The 16,931-nt window shown below is 49.6% G+C and carries 15 protein-coding genes; 9 read left to right on the forward strand and 6 right to left on the reverse strand.

Annotated features, from left to right (window positions below):
* Window positions 1–2: 2 nt before the first annotated feature.
* Together BJF97_RS31250 and BJF97_RS31255 are read right to left on the reverse strand one after the other, a co-directional pair.
* Entirely contained in the window at window positions 3–815 is an 813-nt protein-coding gene (locus tag BJF97_RS31250) for a sulfite exporter TauE/SafE family protein (RefSeq protein WP_007372378.1), read from the reverse strand.
* 114 nt (window positions 816–929) lie between these two features.
* Window positions 930–1,571 carry a recombinase family protein gene (locus BJF97_RS31255; RefSeq protein ID WP_009651826.1) on the reverse strand — a complete coding sequence of 214 codons (642 nt, stop codon included), beginning with the start codon at window positions 1,569–1,571 and terminating at the stop codon, window positions 930–932.
* A 167-nt stretch (window positions 1,572–1,738) separates the two neighbouring features.
* Between BJF97_RS31255 and BJF97_RS31260 the strand changes: the two genes are divergently transcribed.
* From BJF97_RS31260 to BJF97_RS34890, 3 genes are all read left to right on the forward strand, one after another.
* Window positions 1,739–4,804 (forward strand): Tn3 family transposase, encoded by a 3,066-nt coding sequence (locus BJF97_RS31260; RefSeq protein WP_070083100.1) that lies wholly within the window; start codon window positions 1,739–1,741, stop codon window positions 4,802–4,804.
* Window positions 4,801–5,823 (forward strand): IS110 family transposase, encoded by a 1,023-nt coding sequence (locus tag BJF97_RS31265; protein WP_000156887.1) that lies wholly within the window; start codon window positions 4,801–4,803, stop codon window positions 5,821–5,823. Before BJF97_RS31260 ends, BJF97_RS31265 begins: the two co-directional genes overlap by 4 nt.
* A gap of 314 nt (window positions 5,824–6,137) precedes the next feature.
* Window positions 6,138–6,926: a hypothetical protein gene (locus tag BJF97_RS34890; RefSeq protein WP_187418277.1), complete on the forward strand. Its 789-nt coding sequence runs from the start codon at window positions 6,138–6,140 to the stop codon at window positions 6,924–6,926.
* A 190-nt stretch (window positions 6,927–7,116) separates the two neighbouring features.
* Here the strand turns inward: BJF97_RS34890 and BJF97_RS31270 are convergent, their stop codons facing one another.
* Window positions 7,117–8,001 (reverse strand): RepB family plasmid replication initiator protein, encoded by an 885-nt coding sequence (locus BJF97_RS31270; RefSeq protein WP_004186900.1) that lies wholly within the window; start codon window positions 7,999–8,001, stop codon window positions 7,117–7,119.
* A 1,227-nt stretch (window positions 8,002–9,228) separates the two neighbouring features.
* Here BJF97_RS31270 and BJF97_RS31275 point away from each other — a divergent pair.
* The gene (locus BJF97_RS31275) at window positions 9,229–9,711 is read left to right on the forward strand and encodes a hypothetical protein (RefSeq protein WP_004210306.1); all 483 of its coding nucleotides are present in this window, start codon (window positions 9,229–9,231) and stop codon (window positions 9,709–9,711) included.
* A 242-nt stretch (window positions 9,712–9,953) separates the two neighbouring features.
* Here BJF97_RS31275 and BJF97_RS31280 read toward each other — a convergent pair whose 3' ends face one another.
* A complete protein-coding gene (locus BJF97_RS31280) occupies window positions 9,954–10,268 on the reverse strand; it encodes a hypothetical protein (protein ID WP_070083101.1) in 315 nt (104 codons plus the stop codon).
* A 975-nt stretch (window positions 10,269–11,243) separates the two neighbouring features.
* Between BJF97_RS31280 and BJF97_RS31290 the strand changes: the two genes are divergently transcribed.
* Both BJF97_RS31290 and BJF97_RS31295 read left to right on the forward strand, forming a co-directional pair.
* Window positions 11,244–11,456: a hypothetical protein gene (locus tag BJF97_RS31290; protein ID WP_004210286.1), complete on the forward strand. Its 213-nt coding sequence runs from the start codon at window positions 11,244–11,246 to the stop codon at window positions 11,454–11,456.
* Between the two features lie 93 nt (window positions 11,457–11,549).
* Window positions 11,550–11,828: a type II toxin-antitoxin system TacA family antitoxin gene (locus BJF97_RS31295; RefSeq protein WP_070083102.1), complete on the forward strand. Its 279-nt coding sequence runs from the start codon at window positions 11,550–11,552 to the stop codon at window positions 11,826–11,828.
* A gap of 346 nt (window positions 11,829–12,174) precedes the next feature.
* Here the strand turns inward: BJF97_RS31295 and BJF97_RS31300 are convergent, their stop codons facing one another.
* Window positions 12,175–13,179 (reverse strand): IS110-like element IS4321 family transposase, encoded by a 1,005-nt coding sequence (locus BJF97_RS31300; RefSeq protein WP_001567384.1) that lies wholly within the window; start codon window positions 13,177–13,179, stop codon window positions 12,175–12,177.
* Between the two features lie 360 nt (window positions 13,180–13,539).
* Here BJF97_RS31300 and BJF97_RS31305 point away from each other — a divergent pair, with 360 nt between their 5' ends.
* The 3 genes from BJF97_RS31305 to BJF97_RS31315 all read left to right on the forward strand — a co-directional run bounded on the left by BJF97_RS31305 (window position 13,540) and on the right by BJF97_RS31315 (window position 16,422).
* Complete coding sequence (locus BJF97_RS31305) at window positions 13,540–13,959, forward strand: DUF2946 domain-containing protein (protein ID WP_077270239.1); 420 nt, start codon at window positions 13,540–13,542, stop codon at window positions 13,957–13,959.
* An 82-nt stretch (window positions 13,960–14,041) separates the two neighbouring features.
* Complete coding sequence (locus BJF97_RS31310; protein ID WP_032435791.1) at window positions 14,042–16,105, forward strand: TonB-dependent copper receptor; 2,064 nt, start codon at window positions 14,042–14,044, stop codon at window positions 16,103–16,105.
* 56 nt (window positions 16,106–16,161) lie between these two features.
* On the forward strand, window positions 16,162–16,422 hold the full coding sequence (locus BJF97_RS31315) for a DUF2534 family protein (protein WP_023313931.1): 261 nt from the start codon (window positions 16,162–16,164) through the stop codon (window positions 16,420–16,422).
* A gap of 96 nt (window positions 16,423–16,518) precedes the next feature.
* Here the strand turns inward: BJF97_RS31315 and copC are convergent, their stop codons facing one another.
* A complete protein-coding gene (gene copC / locus BJF97_RS31320) occupies window positions 16,519–16,890 on the reverse strand; it encodes a copper homeostasis periplasmic binding protein CopC (RefSeq protein ID WP_025861851.1) in 372 nt (123 codons plus the stop codon).
* Window positions 16,891–16,931 lie beyond the last annotated feature (41 nt).

A 16,931-nucleotide genomic window follows, 5' to 3' on the forward strand; every position in this document is an offset into this window, starting at 1 on the left:
AATTATTTTTGCCGGGTGTGTTTGAACGTTTTGATGGCGGAGATAAGAAGGATCACCCCAAGTAAAGTCATAAGTACTTTAACCGGGAACAGGCCGACCAGAAGTCCGCCAATTGCCGCACCAATCACAGATCCGATGACCATCCATACAAACAGCGGCCTTTCTTTTTTCAGAATCTGGAAAGCATCTGCATTTGTATAACGGGAAAAACCAACAATCATTGTGGGCAGGCTAATCATCAATGACAGGCTTCCGGCCAGTTTGATATCAACCCCGAACAGGATAACGATTGTGGGGATCAGAAGCTCACCGCCTGCCACACCGAGCAATGCTGCGACTATCCCGATAAAGAACCCTGAAATCACACCTGCAATAATTGTGGCAATACCGGGTTGAAATAACCCGCCGGAAATACTGTGCAGTGGTAGCCATGCTTCTGAGAACATGACGAACGACAGTAAAACAAGGAGGAGCAGAATGATTCTGTCCAGCCAGATTCTGGACATCTTAATGGCGCGGCCTGCGGCCCACCATGCCCCAATAAGACTTCCTGCCAGTAAATTCATGACAATATCAAGATGCTCTACCAACTGATCGGTGGCTATCGATTTTGTGCGGAAAATTAGAGCGATAGCGACAACAGCGAGGCTCATTGCTTTGTTAAAGATGACGGCTTCCAGGGTGGGTATTTTGAAACTACCGATCAGGACGGGAAGGCGAAACTCAGCCCCACCGAGCCCAATCAGCCCTCCTAAAGCCCCAATTACCGCGCCTGAGAAAAAACCTTTTCCATTCCTTTTTGAAACTGATGACATGCATTCCTCTCTGATTCGTTATGTCATTCTTGACATAACGATGAGCATAGCATTTCAGATGATAAGTTTGATAGTACGTTGTATAGGCGGGAATTGATCCAGCTTAAAGCTGATTCAATCAGTACCGGTGATTTTATTAAGCGCCTGTATCCGACAAACCTGAGAAGAACTGTAGCCGGTTGCTTCTGCTGTCTCCCGTATACTGAGTTTCTTAACCTGTCGGTAGTACAACACCTTCTGGTGTCGTTCACTGTCTGCCTGCTTGCCCCGGTATTTACCCAGGGAATGAGCACGCTCAATTCCCTGTTGCTGTCGCTGGCGACGACTCAGCCAGTCCTTATGCGACATTGCGGCCATCAGATCGATCAACATATTGTTGATCGCCGTGATAACTGCGCGGGTTATCGGGTCAGCCTGTGAAGGATCTTTATCTGACAGAGCCTGCCATGAAGTTGGGACGTCAAGACTGACGATCCGCAGTTCATGTTGCTCAATCTGCTTTTTCAGCGTCATCCAGTCGCTGTTGCTCAGACGGGTCAGACGGTCTATCTGCTCGACAAGTAAAATATCATTGTGGTGACTGTCCATTAGCAGGCGTCCCAGCTCCGGGCGGTCGAGTTTTGTTCCGCTGATATTCTCCCGGTAGTAACTGGCTATTTTATACCCTCGTTCCTGAACGAACTGCTCCAGCATATCTTTTGCTCGATCGGCAAACTGATCTTCCGTCGACGCTCTCAAATAAGCTCTGATGAACATTTTTTCACCGCATTATCGCTTTTAGGTTATTGCATTTATTCTATCGCATATAGGTTATGTCATTCATCGTGTACCGTCACGTTTTTATTATGGCGTCAGGGTGTACCCTTATGCGATAACCATTTTTGTTAAAAATACCGCATCGGATAATTTATGAGGGAAACTATATGGCAAGGAGGCAGATTCTTTCTCTGTCGGAAAGAGAATCATTACTGGCATTGCCAGACGATGAGTTAACGCTGACCCGGATGGCCTATTTCAGTGAGCATGATCTGGCGCTTATCTGTGCTCACCGTAAACCCGCCAGCCGTTTTGGTTTTGCCGTCCTTCTTTGCTATCTGAAAAATGTTGGCTTTGCCCCGGATAAAAAAATCCCACCCTCTGATGCACTGCTGAAACATATCGCCAGCAGGCTAAATCTTACCGGTGATCTCTGGCCTGCTTACCTTTCCGGCAGGGATACGACCCGGCGCGAGCATTTAACCGAACTGTACCGCTATCTTGGCGTGAAGGCATTTACCGGCAAAATACAGCAGGACTGTATTACACACCTGCTGTCGATGGCGACGCGTACTGATAAAGGTATTCTCCTGGCCGAAGAGATGCTGGTCTGGCTCCGGCAGAACAACGTAATAATCCCCGCGATTGATGTCGTGGAGCGTACCTGTGCTGAGGCCATGGCAGGCGGCGATAAAATCGTATTTCAGACTCTGAATGCCCCGTTAACTCCGGCTCACAGGGATGCCCTGGATCGTTTACTTGAGTCATCGGATAATCAGTCTTCCAGGCTGACATGGCTTCTGCAACCGCCGGGTAAAATCAATGGTAAGAACGTGCTGCAACATCTTGATCGGCTCAGCAGCGTTGAATCGCTGGCATTACCGGAAGGTATAGATCGTACCATTCACCAGAACCGGTTGCTGAAACTGGCGCGGGAAGGCCGGAAGATGAGTAGCCGTGATTTGACCCGATTTTCAGCAACCCGGCGTCATGCGATCCTGGTGTGCGTGCTGGAAGAAGCCAGAGCCACACTGACAGACGAAGTGATTGAGTTGCATGAGCGAATGCTGAACAGCCTTTTCAGCAAAGCCAAAAGAACACAGGCAGAGCGCCTTCAGCAGACCGGAAAGCTGATCCAGTCAAAACTGAGGCAGTACATCGATGTCGGTCAGGCGCTGTCTGATGCCCGCGATTCCGGTGACGATCCATGGCTCGCAATAGAAAATATACTCCCATGGCCTGAATTTGTCGCCAGTCTGGAGGAAACACGCCATCTCGCCAGAAAAAATAATTTTGACCCGCTGCATATTATTACCGAGAAATACAGCATATTACGGAAATATGCCCCACGCATGTTATCCACTTTACAGTTAGTCGCAACCCCGGCAGCGCAACCTCTGGCTGATGCGCTGGTTGTGATCAAGGATATGTACCTGAAGCACTCACGTAAAGTTCCGGCGACTGCGCCGCTTGAGTTTGTCCCTGAAAGCTGGCACAGGGTGGTGATTACACCTGCGGGTATTGATCGGCAGTATTATGAATTTTGTGCGCTCAGCGAGCTTAAGGGAGCGTTGCGCTCCGGGGACATCTGGGTTAAAGGCTCACGGCGCTACAAAAATTTTGATGATTACCTCATTCCCGAAAAGGACTTTGACAAACTCACTCCGGCGCTGCCACTGCCCGTATCTGCTGATTACCATGAGTACATTACCAGCCGTATGACCCTGCTTCAGTCCAGACTTGAAGAGGTCAATGCCATGGCAGCCCTTGGTGAACTGCCCGATGTGGAAATTTCCGACAGGGGCGTAAAAGTCTCTCCGCTGGATAACTGCGTACCGGCGCAGGTTTCACCGCTGGCAGAGCTGGTTTACAGCATGCTACCGCGCCCTAAAATCACGGAAATTCTCGATGAGGTAAACGGCTGGACGACGTTTACCCGACATTTTTCGCATATAAAAAATGACATTACCCGTCCCGATACCCGCCTGCTTCTCACCACCATTCTTGCGGATGGCATCAATCTTGGCCTGACAAAAATGGCAGAAGCCTGCCCCGGGAGTACCAAATCATCACTTGAAGATATTCAGGCATGGTACATCCGCGACGAAACCTATTCAGCCGCCCTTGCAGAACTGGTAAACGCGCAGGGGAAAAGGCCGCTGGCGGCATTCTGGGGAGACGGGACAACATCATCATCAGATGGACAGAATTTCAGAACAGGCAGCACTGGCCGCTACGCAGGACAGGTTAACCCGAAATATGGGCAGGAGCCCGGACGACAGTTTTATACCCATATTTCGGATCAATACAGCCCGTTTTACACCTGCATAATAAGTCGGGTCAGGGATTCAACCCATGTTCTCGATGGCTTGCTGTACCACGAAAGTGACCTGAAAATCAGGGAGCATTACACCGATACCGCGGGTTTCACCGATCATGTCTTTGCCCTGATGCATCTGCTGGGATTTGCGTTCTGTCCGCGAATCAGGGATCTCCATGACAAGAAGCTGTTTATCAAAGGGAAAGCAGACCAGTACCCGGCGCTTCAGTCACTGATATCAACGACCAGCCTGAACCTGAAAGAGATCGAAATTCACTGGCGTGAAGTGTTGCGTCTGGCAACCTCGATAAAGCAGGGAACAGTGACGGCATCCCTGATGCTGAAAAAGCTTGCCAGCTACTCAAAGCAAAATGGACTTGCCAAAGCACTGAGAGAAATTGGCCGTATTGAACGAACGCTGTTTATGATCGACTGGTTCCGCGATCCGGCACTTCGTCGGCGGGTCCAGGCGGGACTGAATAAAGGAGAAGCCCGTAACGCGCTGGCGCGCGCGGTATTCCTGCACCGTCTGGGTGAAATCAGGGATCGTAAACCGGAAAATCAGAGCTATCGCGCCAGTGGACTGACGCTGCTGACGGCAGCTATCTCGCTGTGGAATACCGTCTATATGGAAAGAGCGGTCGATGCCCTGAAGCGTAAAGGGGTGAAGATCAACGATCAATTGCTGTCGCATTTGTCCCCGCTAGGCTGGGAGCATATCAATCTGACAGGCGATTATATCTGGAAAAGCAACCGGATACCGGCTTCCGGTAAGTTTCGTCGGTTGAGACCCGCTAAAGTCGAAAGGTCAAAAAATAGCCTTAACGAATGGAAGGGACTTCCCCTGATTATGCGCCTGATTAACTCTTGTGCAATCATGGGGTACACATCGTCCCGGAGGAATTCGTTATGACTATCACGACTGTCGGTATCGATCTTGCTAAAAATGTGTTTGCTGTTCACGGTGTTGATCAAAATGGTAGAACTGTTCTGGTTAAGCCTAAAGTATCGCGTGCTGCACTTCCTGAGTTAATTGCAAGTTTGCCTCCCTGTGTTATCGGGATGGAAGCATGCTCCGGGGCTCACTACTGGGCAAGATTGTTTCGGCAGTATGGTCATGAGCCACGTCTGATGGCTGCTAAGTTTGTATCGCCTTATCGTATGGCCGGAAAATCAGGAAAAAATGATGCAGCTGATGCTCAGGCTATCTGTGAAGCTGTTCGTCGTCCGCATATGCGGTTCGTACCAGTGAAAGACGAAAGCCAGCAGGCCATGCAGTGTTTACATCGTACCCGTCAGGGTTTTATCGAAGAGAAAACAGCAACGTATAATCGTCTGCGAGGATTGATATCTGAATTCGGTGTCATCGCGCCACAAAGTGCTGATGCCCTGCGCCACATGGTTTCTGTGCAGAAGAGCTCTTTACCGCTTCAGGTTCAGCAATGTGTTGATGATTTGATGGAACACGTTGATCGCATTGAAGCTAACATCACTGAATATGACCGAATTTTGTCCCACATAGCCAAAACAGATCATCGCAGTCAGCGGCTGATGGAGCTAAAGGGCGTTGGTCCCACAACGGCCTGTGCACTGGTCGCCAGTATCGGTAATGCACATGATTTTAAAAATGGACGTCAACTGGCAGCCTGGCTGGGGCTGACGCCATCACAATACAGCAGCGGGGGAAAGTCGAAACTCGGCAGGATCACAAAAGCCGGTGATTCGTATCTGCGAACGCTTCTGGTTCAGGGGGCTCGTTCAGTGCTTATTGGCGCCGGGAAAAGGACTGACTCATTCAGCCGTTGGGTTTGTATGTTGGTTGAGCGCAGAGGGTACTGGCGGGCTGTTGTGGCCATCGCCGCCAAAAATGCGCGGCTGTGTTGGGCATCACTACATTACGGTGATGATTTCCGGCTGTACTCAGTCAACTAAAGCTCGAAGCTGTATAACCATCTGACCTGCAATTCGTTGATGATAAAGGGTTAGACCCCGTGAGGCCTATCTGGCTATTGTACAGGATATACGTATCCGCTTAACGAACAAGAACCTCACGCGCGTCTTTCATCAGGGCCCGAATCGATGACGATTCATCATGGCCGTTTATAGTACCGCAGTCTCTCCCCTTTATTTTTACTGAAGAGCAGACAGAAACCATAAATACCGGCTTTGACATGCCGGGGAAGTCCTTATAGTACAATAATTTTCGATATCCAAACTGACCCCATCCTCAACGCTGGCGGGTAAACGTGACCGCTGACGGTAGCTATCCTCAACGCTGGCGGGTATGCGTGGCCGCTGACGGTGGCTATCCTCAACGCTGGCGGGTAAACGTGGCCGCTGCCGGTGCTCATCCTCAACGCTGGCGGGCAAACGGGGGCGCTGACGGTGCTTATCCTCAACGTTGGCGGGTAAGCGGGGCTGCTGACGGTGCTCATCCTCAACGCTGGCGGGTAAGCGGGGCCGCTGCAGGTGCTCATCCTCAACGCTGGCGGGCAAACGGGGCCGCTGACGGTGGCTATCCTCAACGCTGGCGGGTAAGAGGGGCCGCTGCCGGTGCTCATCCTCAACGCTGGCGGGTAAACGTGGCCGCTGAAGGTGGCTATCCTCAACGCTGGCGGGTAAACGTGGCCGCTGACGGTGGCTATCCTCAACGCTGGCGGGTAAGCGTGGCCGCTGACGGTAGCTATCCTCAACGCTGGCGGGTAAGCGTGGCCGCTGACGGTGGCTATCCTCAACGCTGGCGGGTAAACGTGGCCGCTGCCGGTGCTCATCCTCAACGCTGGCGGGCAAACGGGGCCGCTGACGGTGGCTATCCTCAACGCTGGCGGGTAAACGTGGCCGCTGACGGTGGCTATCCTCAACGCTGGCGGGTAAACGGGACCGCTGCCGGTAGTCATCCTCAACGCTGGCGGGTAAACGGGACCGCTGCCGGTAGTCATCCTCAACGCTGGCGGGTAAGCGTGGCCGCTGTCGGTGGTCACCGTCAACGCTGGCGGGTAAACAGGGGCGATACCAGTGACCATCCTCAACGCTGACGGGTAAGCGTGGTCGCTGCTGGTGGTCATCCTCAACGCTGGCGGGTAAACAGGGTGCTGCTGGTGTAAAGCCTCATCCCTGGAGGGTAATTACCTGGTGCGGTTTGCTGCGTTAGCTAAAAACCCGAACTCTTGAAACTACACTCTGGAGTCAGTGTGTAATGTAAATGACTGATTTTACCTAAATAACTCAGGTAACTTTTTTGTTTCGACTAAGAATGACCAGTACATAATCCCCACGATTTTTTTCTATCGTGTATTTTAAAAAACCAGCTTCATCCAGTTGCTCTAACGCTTTTTTTATCGTCGCATTCTGAGCACCTTTGTGTGAAGTCAGCTGCAACCGTTCTCTTAAGCGGTCGAATCCAATGCGATAAAAATGGTCAGGTAATTCAACTAGATAAAGATACAGTGCCTGGGCTGATTCTTTTCGAGACAGGGTCTTCAATATTTTTAAGTAAAGTCGGGTCTTCCCGTCGACACGATACAGAGTATTCAAATCCGGATTTGGCCTGATAATGACCTCATCGGTTCCCTCATCATAGTAAGAAGTAGACACCAGGCTCATGTCGATCTTTACTTTTTTCCCTTCTACTGTTGAGTTTTTGATGAACTGGAAATGGGTGTGCTGGATCCGTGTCAGTGAGTCGCTAAAACGTTTCCTTAACCTTGAATCAACTCGTTTTGTAGCAAGCCCACAACTGAAAGCAAAATCAATAAAATTGACCCTAACAGTCCCATCAGGCTCAAGAAACGTGTTGGCGAGTGTGTCCACGATCCCTAGCCAGACTTTGAAATCCGTATCCATATCAAGCCTGGGCCCAAAAATACTAATCTTTTCGTACCCCTCTCCAGCGATAGAAGAAAGACGACACAACTCAGTCGTTGCATCGATGACATGACCTCGTGCCATAGGGTCGCTGCCATCCTTGACTGTCGGAACAAAGACCCCCAATCGCAGTAGCGATTTAGGTTGAATACTCTGTTTTGAGTTAGGAACCAAATGTATAACTTCACCAGAACTTTTATCTTGCTCAGTGATAATTAGCGCTAACTGATTGTTATCATTGGCCATTTTATAAAATCCCAGATGTGGATATTTTTACCAGATTACCCGCTGGCGTTGATAAAATCTACCCTCTGGCGATGATAATTGCCCCGTTAGCGTTGATGGTATACCCTCTGGCGATGATGGTTCACCCGCCAGCAATGATAGAATACCCGCCAGCGTTGACAGAGATGGCCTGAGAGCCCCGTAGTTCAAGGCCTCACTAAAACGTTATTCTTTTATTAGTCTTTTTTGTCCTTTTCTTAGCTTTAGTTAAGCTTCTGTTATTATTCTAAGCTGTGGATAAACACCATCATCAATAGTCAACAATCCGGGCAAGACAGAATCACCAGACAGCAAGGGAGAAACTTACCAGAAGTCGGTCAGACACTGTTTGAAACCGACCGAAGCACCGCCTGAAACCAACCCATTCTTTCTCCATACGACGCTGCAACTGTTTCAGTTCGATCGTTGTTCACTCCTCTGCCCGGCATGCAGTATGCAGTGACAAACAGAATTCGTCTGGCCCGACAATAAATTCACCAGCACGCTGTTGGCTGACATTATCATGCTGCCATTTGCCGAAACTGAATCACCCGATCGTCAAGGTTCTCGACTGAGCAGATAATTCAGAGGAGGGGAGACAGGTATCGTTTGATACTCTTCAGGCAGGTACAATTTTCCGGAATGCCCGGATTAATATGTGGTAATTATGATTTTCGGGCATCAAATGTAACGACAGAGTTACCTGACTGACAGGTATTCACCTGACGGCCAAAGGCATCAACAATAACCGCAACCGTCGTCTCCGACACAGTCAAAACAGACGGAAAGGTGAGGACTGACGTCCTTCCATACCGTGTCTACTGGATGCTCTGCCATGATCCGGGAACGGGTCAGTATTGGATGCACCAGAGTCGATACCAGGAATGTCTACTGCAGGCGACAACGATCTAAATTTTACATCGAGCGTTATTCTGGCTGCGTTGTGTCTACTGTATGCGATACCCTCTGCTTCGTGATTAAAACTCAAACAATATTATCAGGACATACCGCAGTTCCTGTCTTTTGTGTCGACTACAGTAGACCAGCGGGAAAAGAGGGGGGAGGGGTAACCTGTATACCATAACGCAAAAGCGATAATCCAAAAGAGACAGCCACATGCACTAAATCAGATCGGTTTCCTGATTTTTGTTGAACCGGATACTTAATGCTAATGTATGCGTACATTAGCTTTGGCTGAGGACAAGATTCGTGAGAGCTGAAACGAAAGAAGCTATGCGGATGTTTTTGGGGGGACGTTGCTACACGGCTAAACAACTCGAGAAGGACTATCTCTCTGAAGTGGCAGGTTACAGCGACGACCGCTGGGAAGCGCCGCAAAGAGCTGCCCGGCTGGCGGCAGCGGTAAAACGCTACAAAACCTCTGAGATGCTGCGTTTTATTTTTGCCACCATCGCGTATGATCCCGACCCGGATCTGACCCCGCTTGCCGTGAGGCGGCTGTGTCAGGCCTTGTTCGGCAGAACCGGTAGCCAGTGGCTTATAGTGGAAATTTTCGGGGTGAAGGGACGGCAGCACCGCAGCGATGACAGCACTCCGGAGGCCGTTGAAAAAATGGCAACCAGATATCGTCACGCCGCAGGGCTGCACTGGGCGGCAACTCTGGCGGAAATTGAGCGGGTAAAGCGCAACTATCAGACCCAGGTTAAGGCATCCAGGAAGGGAGAAGGGTAAATAACATAAACTTAAAACTAATGTACGCATACATTAGCTTTAAGCTAAAGTGGCTATACCACCAGTTTTTGTATCCAGATGGCTTACTGACATGTTTCCCTGCACGGTTATTCAGGTCTGAATGCGACAGGGGCCTACATCACAGAAGGGGATTGAGAACTGGAATGCGCTGGTCTGTTTTGCACCAGCGCTACGGGGTTTTTATACCACACACAGGTTTCAGCTGGTGGGCATCACGGCAGCTACCTGAGCTTACTGTAGTGTTTTTGCCCAGCCCGATACTGTTTTATTGCAGCCTGTTGGCAGGCTACAGAGTCAGCCGGGGCGATGTCTGGATTTTCTTTCAGTGCGTCAATTGTGGCCTGCACCATGCCCTTGTCCAAACCCCATGTGGGAGAGTAGGGATTATTGGCTTCTAAAGGGACTTTCAGTTCCAGTTCATCTCGTTTAGCACACGTTTTATTTGCCTGGTAAGTAAGGTCTGGGTCTGCAAGGATTTTAGCGGATACACCAAAACTCGCCAAAACCAGACACAGGGTGATACTTGTCGTTCGCATGTTTTATCCTTATTAATCGTCACTGATAATCAGAGTGGTCTGGGATGCTTCTTTCTCCACGCTATCCACATTCTGTGTTCAGTCCTGATGTTTCCTTCAGAAGTTACTTTATTGTGCTTCGTGGTCGGAGGAGAGGCTAAAACGCTTTCAAGCGTTTCACCAGCATCGAATCGCGCGTACAGCTTGTAATCGGCGGCATTCGTGTTTGTCGGCTCACATTTGCCATGGCTCATTTTTATCATCCTTTGCGATAAGAACTTAACTCTGCCAGGTACCAGCTGCTGGCGCCATAAACGAATTGCTTCTCCCGGTGGTAAGCACCTCAGGCATCGTCATCCCGGAGTACCAGGTTTTAATACGTAGTGAAGGTCTTGCTCAATACTCGCCGGACGGAATTATTCTTCATCACCGGCAGGGGATGCAGTGCAGGAATGCACTTTATAGCAGTTCACCCGGCGGGACAATTCATGAAAGCTGGTGGGATCGGACCATCACACTCAAAACGTAAGACAACATGCCTTATAGTCCTGCAAAGCCTTTACCCCGGAGTGCCACGCTCTGCGTGGGTCGCGACTGTGCACATTTTCGGCATATTCTTTTTTTCTTTTTTTTTATTTTTTCTCTTTTTTTCGTCCGCGCGGCGGGGGCCGGGTCGGGCACGATGAAGGTCAAGACTCTCAAGGGTATGTTGTCTTACGCATGTTCTTTTGCTGCCTACAGCATTTGCCGGCGATCAGAATCAGGAGAATGGCCATCGCCAGTTTTCCCTCATTTATGGCATACAGTAGACATCAATCCGGTGTAAGGTACCGGTTCTGACCGGACTATTTCCCCTGGGGCTGCTGTTCGTTACAGCTCTGAGCTGATACCGTGGATACGCGGTTTGTTCTTACGCTTATCACCGAAAGTGGCGAACGGGCCTTACGGGCGAACGCTTTAACAGAATTAACACCAGCTTTGTTAGGGAGATAATAAGTGAACATCGAAGCGAAGCAGTTTCTTACCGGCAGCGGCAGAAGAGTACTGACAAATGAGGGCAGACAGGGTATGGGGGGAGTTGCTGGTGTAGGCTCTTCAACCGAGAAAATGGTGGGCTACGTCGCTGAAGCTGTTTTTGAAAACTGCGGCCAACTGGATAACCAACAGCTCGATGACATTATCAGCTGGATACAACTTTATAAGTCCTGAATGATGCATGAGTGTACAATGCAGCTCGTGTTTCTAACCGACGAAGCGTGCCAGAGTTGAATTGTATATAAATCTGCTACACATGGGGTATCTATGAAACCTGACGTTCGTGAAGCTCCGATTAGTATCCGAGCCAGAAAATCACAGCGTGACCTGATCGACATGGCCGCAAGCCTGGTCTCAAAATCACTGACTGATTTTATGCTTGAGGTCGCCTGCAGGGAAGCACAGAACATTCTGCTTGATCGACGCCTGTTTCTCCTCAATCACAACCAGTTTAAGGCGTTTATAGAGGAGCTTGACGCCCCAATAACGCCGGAGCGCAAGACGCGAATCGATAACCTGATGAACCGCAAATCACAATGGGAATGAGAGCGCCTGAATCCCTGACGGCTGAACATAACATCGCTGATGTTCTGTTGCCAGGTGCCTGCCCTTAATGGGCTCCGTTTGGAAAACGGAATCTATGGTCACTCCCGTTTTTGCAACACCGATTTTGACGACAAGTTGGCTTGCTTGAATCTATCCGGCGTCTGAATGGGATTTTATTCCCGCGCCTTGATGAGTTCCGCGCCTGATGAACCTCCAGAAAATATACGGCTTCAATGAGCCTTTCCGTTTTACAGGTTCCTCAACAGGCCGGTGGGCCGTTAGTATCATCAATATCAGTATTCGCAAAACCAGATCAGTAATTCTTTAAACCGGTGTATTTCTGCCGTTATGCTACATAAGTTTGCTGTCGTGCCGTTAGGGCCCAGGCTATTCTGGCCAGCTTGTTTGCCAGAGCACAAGTGACGACAAAGTTGCTTTTCCGGCACAGTAAATCCCTGACCCAATCGGCCAATTTGCCAGACTGGTGTTCCAGTTTTTGTATGAATACCCTGGCACATTGAACCAACAAAGTTCGGATCTTTTTATTACCTCGCTTACTAATTCCCAGCAATGTCGTCCTACCTCCCGTACTGTACTGCCGAGGTACAAGCCCTGTTGCCGCCGCAAAGTCACGGCTGCTGGCGTACTGCTTCCCGTCGCCAATCTCAGTTGAAATAGTACTCGCTGTCAGTGTTCCGACGCAGGGAATGCTCAGCAAGCGCTGTCCAACCTCATCTTCGTCCAACTTTCGTTTCAACTGGGATTCCAAATCTTTAATCTGCTCAACAAGATAGTGATAATGCTGTTGTAATTTCAGCAATAACTGGCTGAGGTAAAGAGGCAAACTATTATCCTCAAGAATGGTACTCAGTCGGCTAATAACGGCAGCTCCTCGGGGAACGCTAATGCCAAATTCCAGCAGAAAAGCATGCATTTGATTGGTTGTTTTTACCTTATCCTGAACCAGGGATTCACGGACACGATGCAGAGCCCGCATTGCCTGCTGAGATTCCGTTCTGGGCTGCACAAAACGCATAGACGGACGCGATGCAGCTTCACAAATAGCTTCGGCGTCGACAAAGTCGTTTTTATTGCTTTTAACGAACGGGCGGACAAATTGTGGTGATATCAGCTTTGGGGAATGCCCCAACCCTTCCAACTTGCGTGCCATAAAGTGAGAACCGCCACAGGCTTCCATTGCGATGGTTGTAGCGGGGCATGTCGCCAAAAATTCGATCAACTTTGGCCGGGTAAATTTTTTACGGTAAACAGCCTTCCCGCGACGATCCTGGCAATGAATATGGAAAGAGTTTTTACCCAGATCGATACCAATGAGCGCAATGTTTTCCATGATAGTTCTCCGAATGAAAGCCTGTCCTCAGCATAGTACCGGGAAGGAGGGAGTGACCATCTCATTAAATATCCTACGCTAAGCCTATTTCTTAAACAGCATAGCAGACAGTTCAGAGCTAAAAGCGGATGTTAATGTCTGCCTCTATGAAACGCGCCATTGCGAATTTACCGCTGTTCAATACTCTTTTGACATACTGCCAGCTCTTAAACATACCACGTCAGCAGATTTTTCAATCATGAGCTAAAAGGTGAATTCTTTTAACATTTGCAAATCAAATAAGATACACTAACGCCCATATAGTCATGACCGGGTAACATTTTGTACGGGCGCAATCGTTTCTTCTTCATTGCAGCATGTATGGCATTGCTCTCAGTAGCCATGTTGTTCATTGCGCCTGTCATATCTAAATCTTTAGTTCACCATTCCGACTGTGTGAGTTCAGCGATTACGACTGCCATGCCTGAGCATCATGGTATGGCTATGTCAGGAATGCACCACGACATGGCTATGCCGGAACACTGCGATCAAAACCTCACCATGGTTCATCCCATGATGGCGGGACACGCTATGTCCCCGATGGAAGAAATTGCCTGTGGGTACTGTCATTTACTGATTCATCTGCCTTTCGTCCAGTTCGTGCTGACGATAATGCTCTGGCTGATGTTACTCTGCGTTCATCTGTCTCTTCCTCTACAGGCCATTTTCTCACCGATTTTCCGCGCCTGGGCACCTCAGCGTGCCCGCGCCCCTCCTGCTGCTTTTCTTTCTGCGAATTAATTACTCACAAAAACAGACGTAATCTGCTGGCTGTCTCGGGACAGGCAAGCTTGCTTACGCCAGAAAAACAGTAAGGCAAATAATGAAAACTCAACGCTTTGTACGTACCCCTCTTGCAGTTCTGATTATGGCATTCCAGACGAATGCCGTTAATGCTCAGGAGAGTCACGATCACGCAACTATGGAGGATGATTCCGTTATGGTTGTTACGGCTCCTGCCTCATCGCCGCTGGAAGTTGTCACGTCCCCAAAAAGACCTCGTCAGCCTGTCCCGGCAAGTGATGGTTCCGATTACCTGAAAACCATCCCCGGTTTTTCACAGATACGGGCCGGTGGCACGAATGGCGACCCGGTTTTCCGCGGTATGTTCGGATCGCGTCTGCGTATCCTGACCAATAATGGCGAAATGCTGGGGGCCTGCCCGGCCCGAATGGATGCCCCCAGCTCTTATATCTCCCCGGAAAGTTTTGACCTTCTGACGTTGACCAAAGGACCGCAAACGGTCCTTTGGGGGCCGGGTAACTCTGCAGGGACAATTCGTTTCGATCGCGAGCAGCCGCGTTTTGATAAACCCGGCGTACAGGGAAATGCCAGCCTGCTTGCTGCCTCGAACAATCGCTGGGATGAGAATGCGGATATCAGCCTGGGTAGCGAAGATGGATATTTGCGCCTCATGGGTAACAAATCACGTTCCGATGACTATAAGGATGGTAATGGCGATCGCGTCCCCTCAAAATGGGATAAATGGAACGGCGATATGGCGCTCGGCTGGACGCCTGATAAAGATACCCTGATTGAACTGACGGCAGGGAAAGGGGACGGGGAATCGCGTTATGCGGGTCGCAGTATGGACGGCTCCCAGTTCAGGCGAGAAAGCCTGGGTGCCAGGTTCGAAAAATCAAATATCGGGGAGGTATTCCAGAAATTTGAAGCGAATGTCTATTACAACTACGCCGACCACATTATGGATAACTATTCACTTCGTTCACCCGACGGTGGTATGTCAGGAGGTATGTCGGAAGGAATGACAGACAGCGGCATGGGTGACTCAATGGATGCAGGCATGTCAATGGATATGAATATGCCAATGGCGATGGAAGTCGACAGACGTACTGTTGGCGGTCGTATGATGGGCACATGGGAGTGGGCGGATGTGGAGCTGAGAAGCGGCGCCGATACCCAGCTGAATACCCATCGTAATAAAATGGATAACAGCTGGGTCAAAGATGCCCGTTTCCATGATTATGGTCTCTTCAGTGAACTCACCTGGAATACCTCTGATTCAAGCAAGTTAGTGGGGGGCGCTCGCCTTGATCGTGTCCTCGTGGATAATTTTTCCGGGAAAGGCTCCTCAGAGCGAACGGACACCCTTCCTGCCGGGTTTGTACGTTTCGAGCATACCCTCGCAGAAATGCCGCTAATGCTGTATGCCGGGCTTGGGTATACAGAACGTTTCCCGGACTACTGGGAACTGTTTTCCCCCACCTACGGGCCTGACGGCACCTCAGACGCGTTTGATAAAGTGAAAACTGAAAAAACGACCCAGCTTGATATTGGCGCACAGTATTCCGGCAAACGTACAAACGCCTGGGTTTCTGCTTATGTCGGTCACGTAAATGATTTTATCCTTTTCCGCTACGATCCCAACGATGCATATATCAGCCAGGTCGATAACATCAACGCCACCATCATGGGAGGCGAAGCCGGTGTCAGCTATAAGCTGACCGACAGCTGGAAAACCGACGCCAGTCTGGCCTATTCCTGGGGCAGGAACATGGAAGATGGTAAACCCCTTCCGCAAATGCCTCCTCTCGAAGCCCGTCTGGGATTATCCTGGGAAAGTGGTAACTGGAGCAGTACCGGGCTGGTACGTCTGGTCAGTAGCCAGCATCGGGTGGCGATTAATGAAGGTAATGTGGTGGGCAAAGATTTTGACAGCAGCGCCGGTTTTGCCGTGGTTTCCGCCAATGCCGCTTACCGCGTGAACAAGTACTTTAAAGTGAGCGCCGGTGTCGATAATCTTCTGGACAAAGATTACAGCGAGCATCTCAACCTGGCGGGTAACAGTAGCTTTGGCTACTCCGCCAATACCTCCGTTAACGAACCAGGAAGAACATTCTGGGGCAAAATTAATGTGACATTCTGACCGGTCCCGGTTCGAAAGGGCCGGGTTGTTTATTCAGAAAATATGAGGAAATTGTTATGTTGAAAATTCTCAAAACTCCGGAAGGGAAAAAGTTTCTTATTGCTGTGGCTTGTGTGTTTATCGTTGCGGTATGCGTGGTGTCAAAAGCCGCGTTCCAGGGCGTGGAAGACCAGTACAATCTGCCGATGGATACCTGGGACACATCCCTGTTTATCATCCAGGGCGCATGGGTGGCCATTTACAGCTTTATGTTCACCATTGTGGGGGCGCTGCCTTTCGGGTTTTACTTTCTCAGCCCTAAAGATGATTCAGAATAACTGAATGCGCGTTTGTTGTTCACAACCGGAACGTAAGCGCATTCAAAAATGTATCGTGTCATTTACACTGGCACGATACATGTCTACTTCGGCCTTTTACTTAACAGTAAAGGTATATTTTCCCTGTGTTTTATGACCATCTACTGAAAGAGCTGTCCAGTCGACTTCATATTGTCCTTTATCGAGCGTTGTGCTCACAGGCACTATTAACGTCGCTTTGTCTTTTGGATCAAGGGCTGGTTTACCGGCCGGAATAATATGGCCGTCTGCATTTTTTAATTCCGCTTTGGAAAAAGAGGGCTCAAGAGATTCTGTAAAGCTCAATGCCAGCTGTTTAGGGGACTCTGTTAGTTCAGCCTTATCGGCGGGGACAGCAGTCTTAAGATGAGCATGCGCCATCGCCTGCTGGGATACAAAGAATGAGGACAGCCCCATCACTAAGACCGGAAAAATTGCAGGTATTTTCATTTTTACTCCATCGGTTGTGTTTACATCTGATTCAGGTCGGT

It is taken from the genome of Klebsiella sp. LTGPAF-6F (assembly GCF_001753185.1).
Taxonomy (GTDB): domain Bacteria; phylum Pseudomonadota; class Gammaproteobacteria; order Enterobacterales; family Enterobacteriaceae; genus Klebsiella; species Klebsiella michiganensis.

What these genes read in the sequence shown, in the direction of transcription:
- BJF97_RS31315 (WP_023313931.1), top strand. Translation starts at nt 16,162, where the DNA reads ATGTTGAAAATTCTCAAAACTCCGGAAGGGAAAAAGTTTCTTATTGCT.
- BJF97_RS31250 (WP_007372378.1), bottom strand. Translation starts at nt 815, where the DNA reads ATGTCATCAGTTTCAAAAAGGAATGGAAAAGGTTTTTTCTCAGGCGCG.
- copC (WP_025861851.1), bottom strand. Translation starts at nt 16,890, where the DNA reads ATGAAAATACCTGCAATTTTTCCGGTCTTAGTGATGGGGCTGTCCTCA.
- BJF97_RS31310 (WP_032435791.1), top strand. Translation starts at nt 14,042, where the DNA reads ATGAAAACTCAACGCTTTGTACGTACCCCTCTTGCAGTTCTGATTATG.
- BJF97_RS31300 (WP_001567384.1), bottom strand. Translation starts at nt 13,179, where the DNA reads ATGGAAAACATTGCGCTCATTGGTATCGATCTGGGTAAAAACTCTTTC.
- BJF97_RS31270 (WP_004186900.1), bottom strand. Translation starts at nt 8,001, where the DNA reads ATGGCCAATGATAACAATCAGTTAGCGCTAATTATCACTGAGCAAGAT.
- BJF97_RS31260 (WP_070083100.1), top strand. Translation starts at nt 1,739, where the DNA reads ATGGCAAGGAGGCAGATTCTTTCTCTGTCGGAAAGAGAATCATTACTG.
- BJF97_RS31295 (WP_070083102.1), top strand. Translation starts at nt 11,550, where the DNA reads ATGAAACCTGACGTTCGTGAAGCTCCGATTAGTATCCGAGCCAGAAAA.
- BJF97_RS31305 (WP_077270239.1), top strand. Translation starts at nt 13,540, where the DNA reads ATGGCATTGCTCTCAGTAGCCATGTTGTTCATTGCGCCTGTCATATCT.
- BJF97_RS31255 (WP_009651826.1), bottom strand. Translation starts at nt 1,571, where the DNA reads ATGTTCATCAGAGCTTATTTGAGAGCGTCGACGGAAGATCAGTTTGCC.
- BJF97_RS31265 (WP_000156887.1), top strand. Translation starts at nt 4,801, where the DNA reads ATGACTATCACGACTGTCGGTATCGATCTTGCTAAAAATGTGTTTGCT.
- BJF97_RS31280 (WP_070083101.1), bottom strand. Translation starts at nt 10,268, where the DNA reads ATGCGAACGACAAGTATCACCCTGTGTCTGGTTTTGGCGAGTTTTGGT.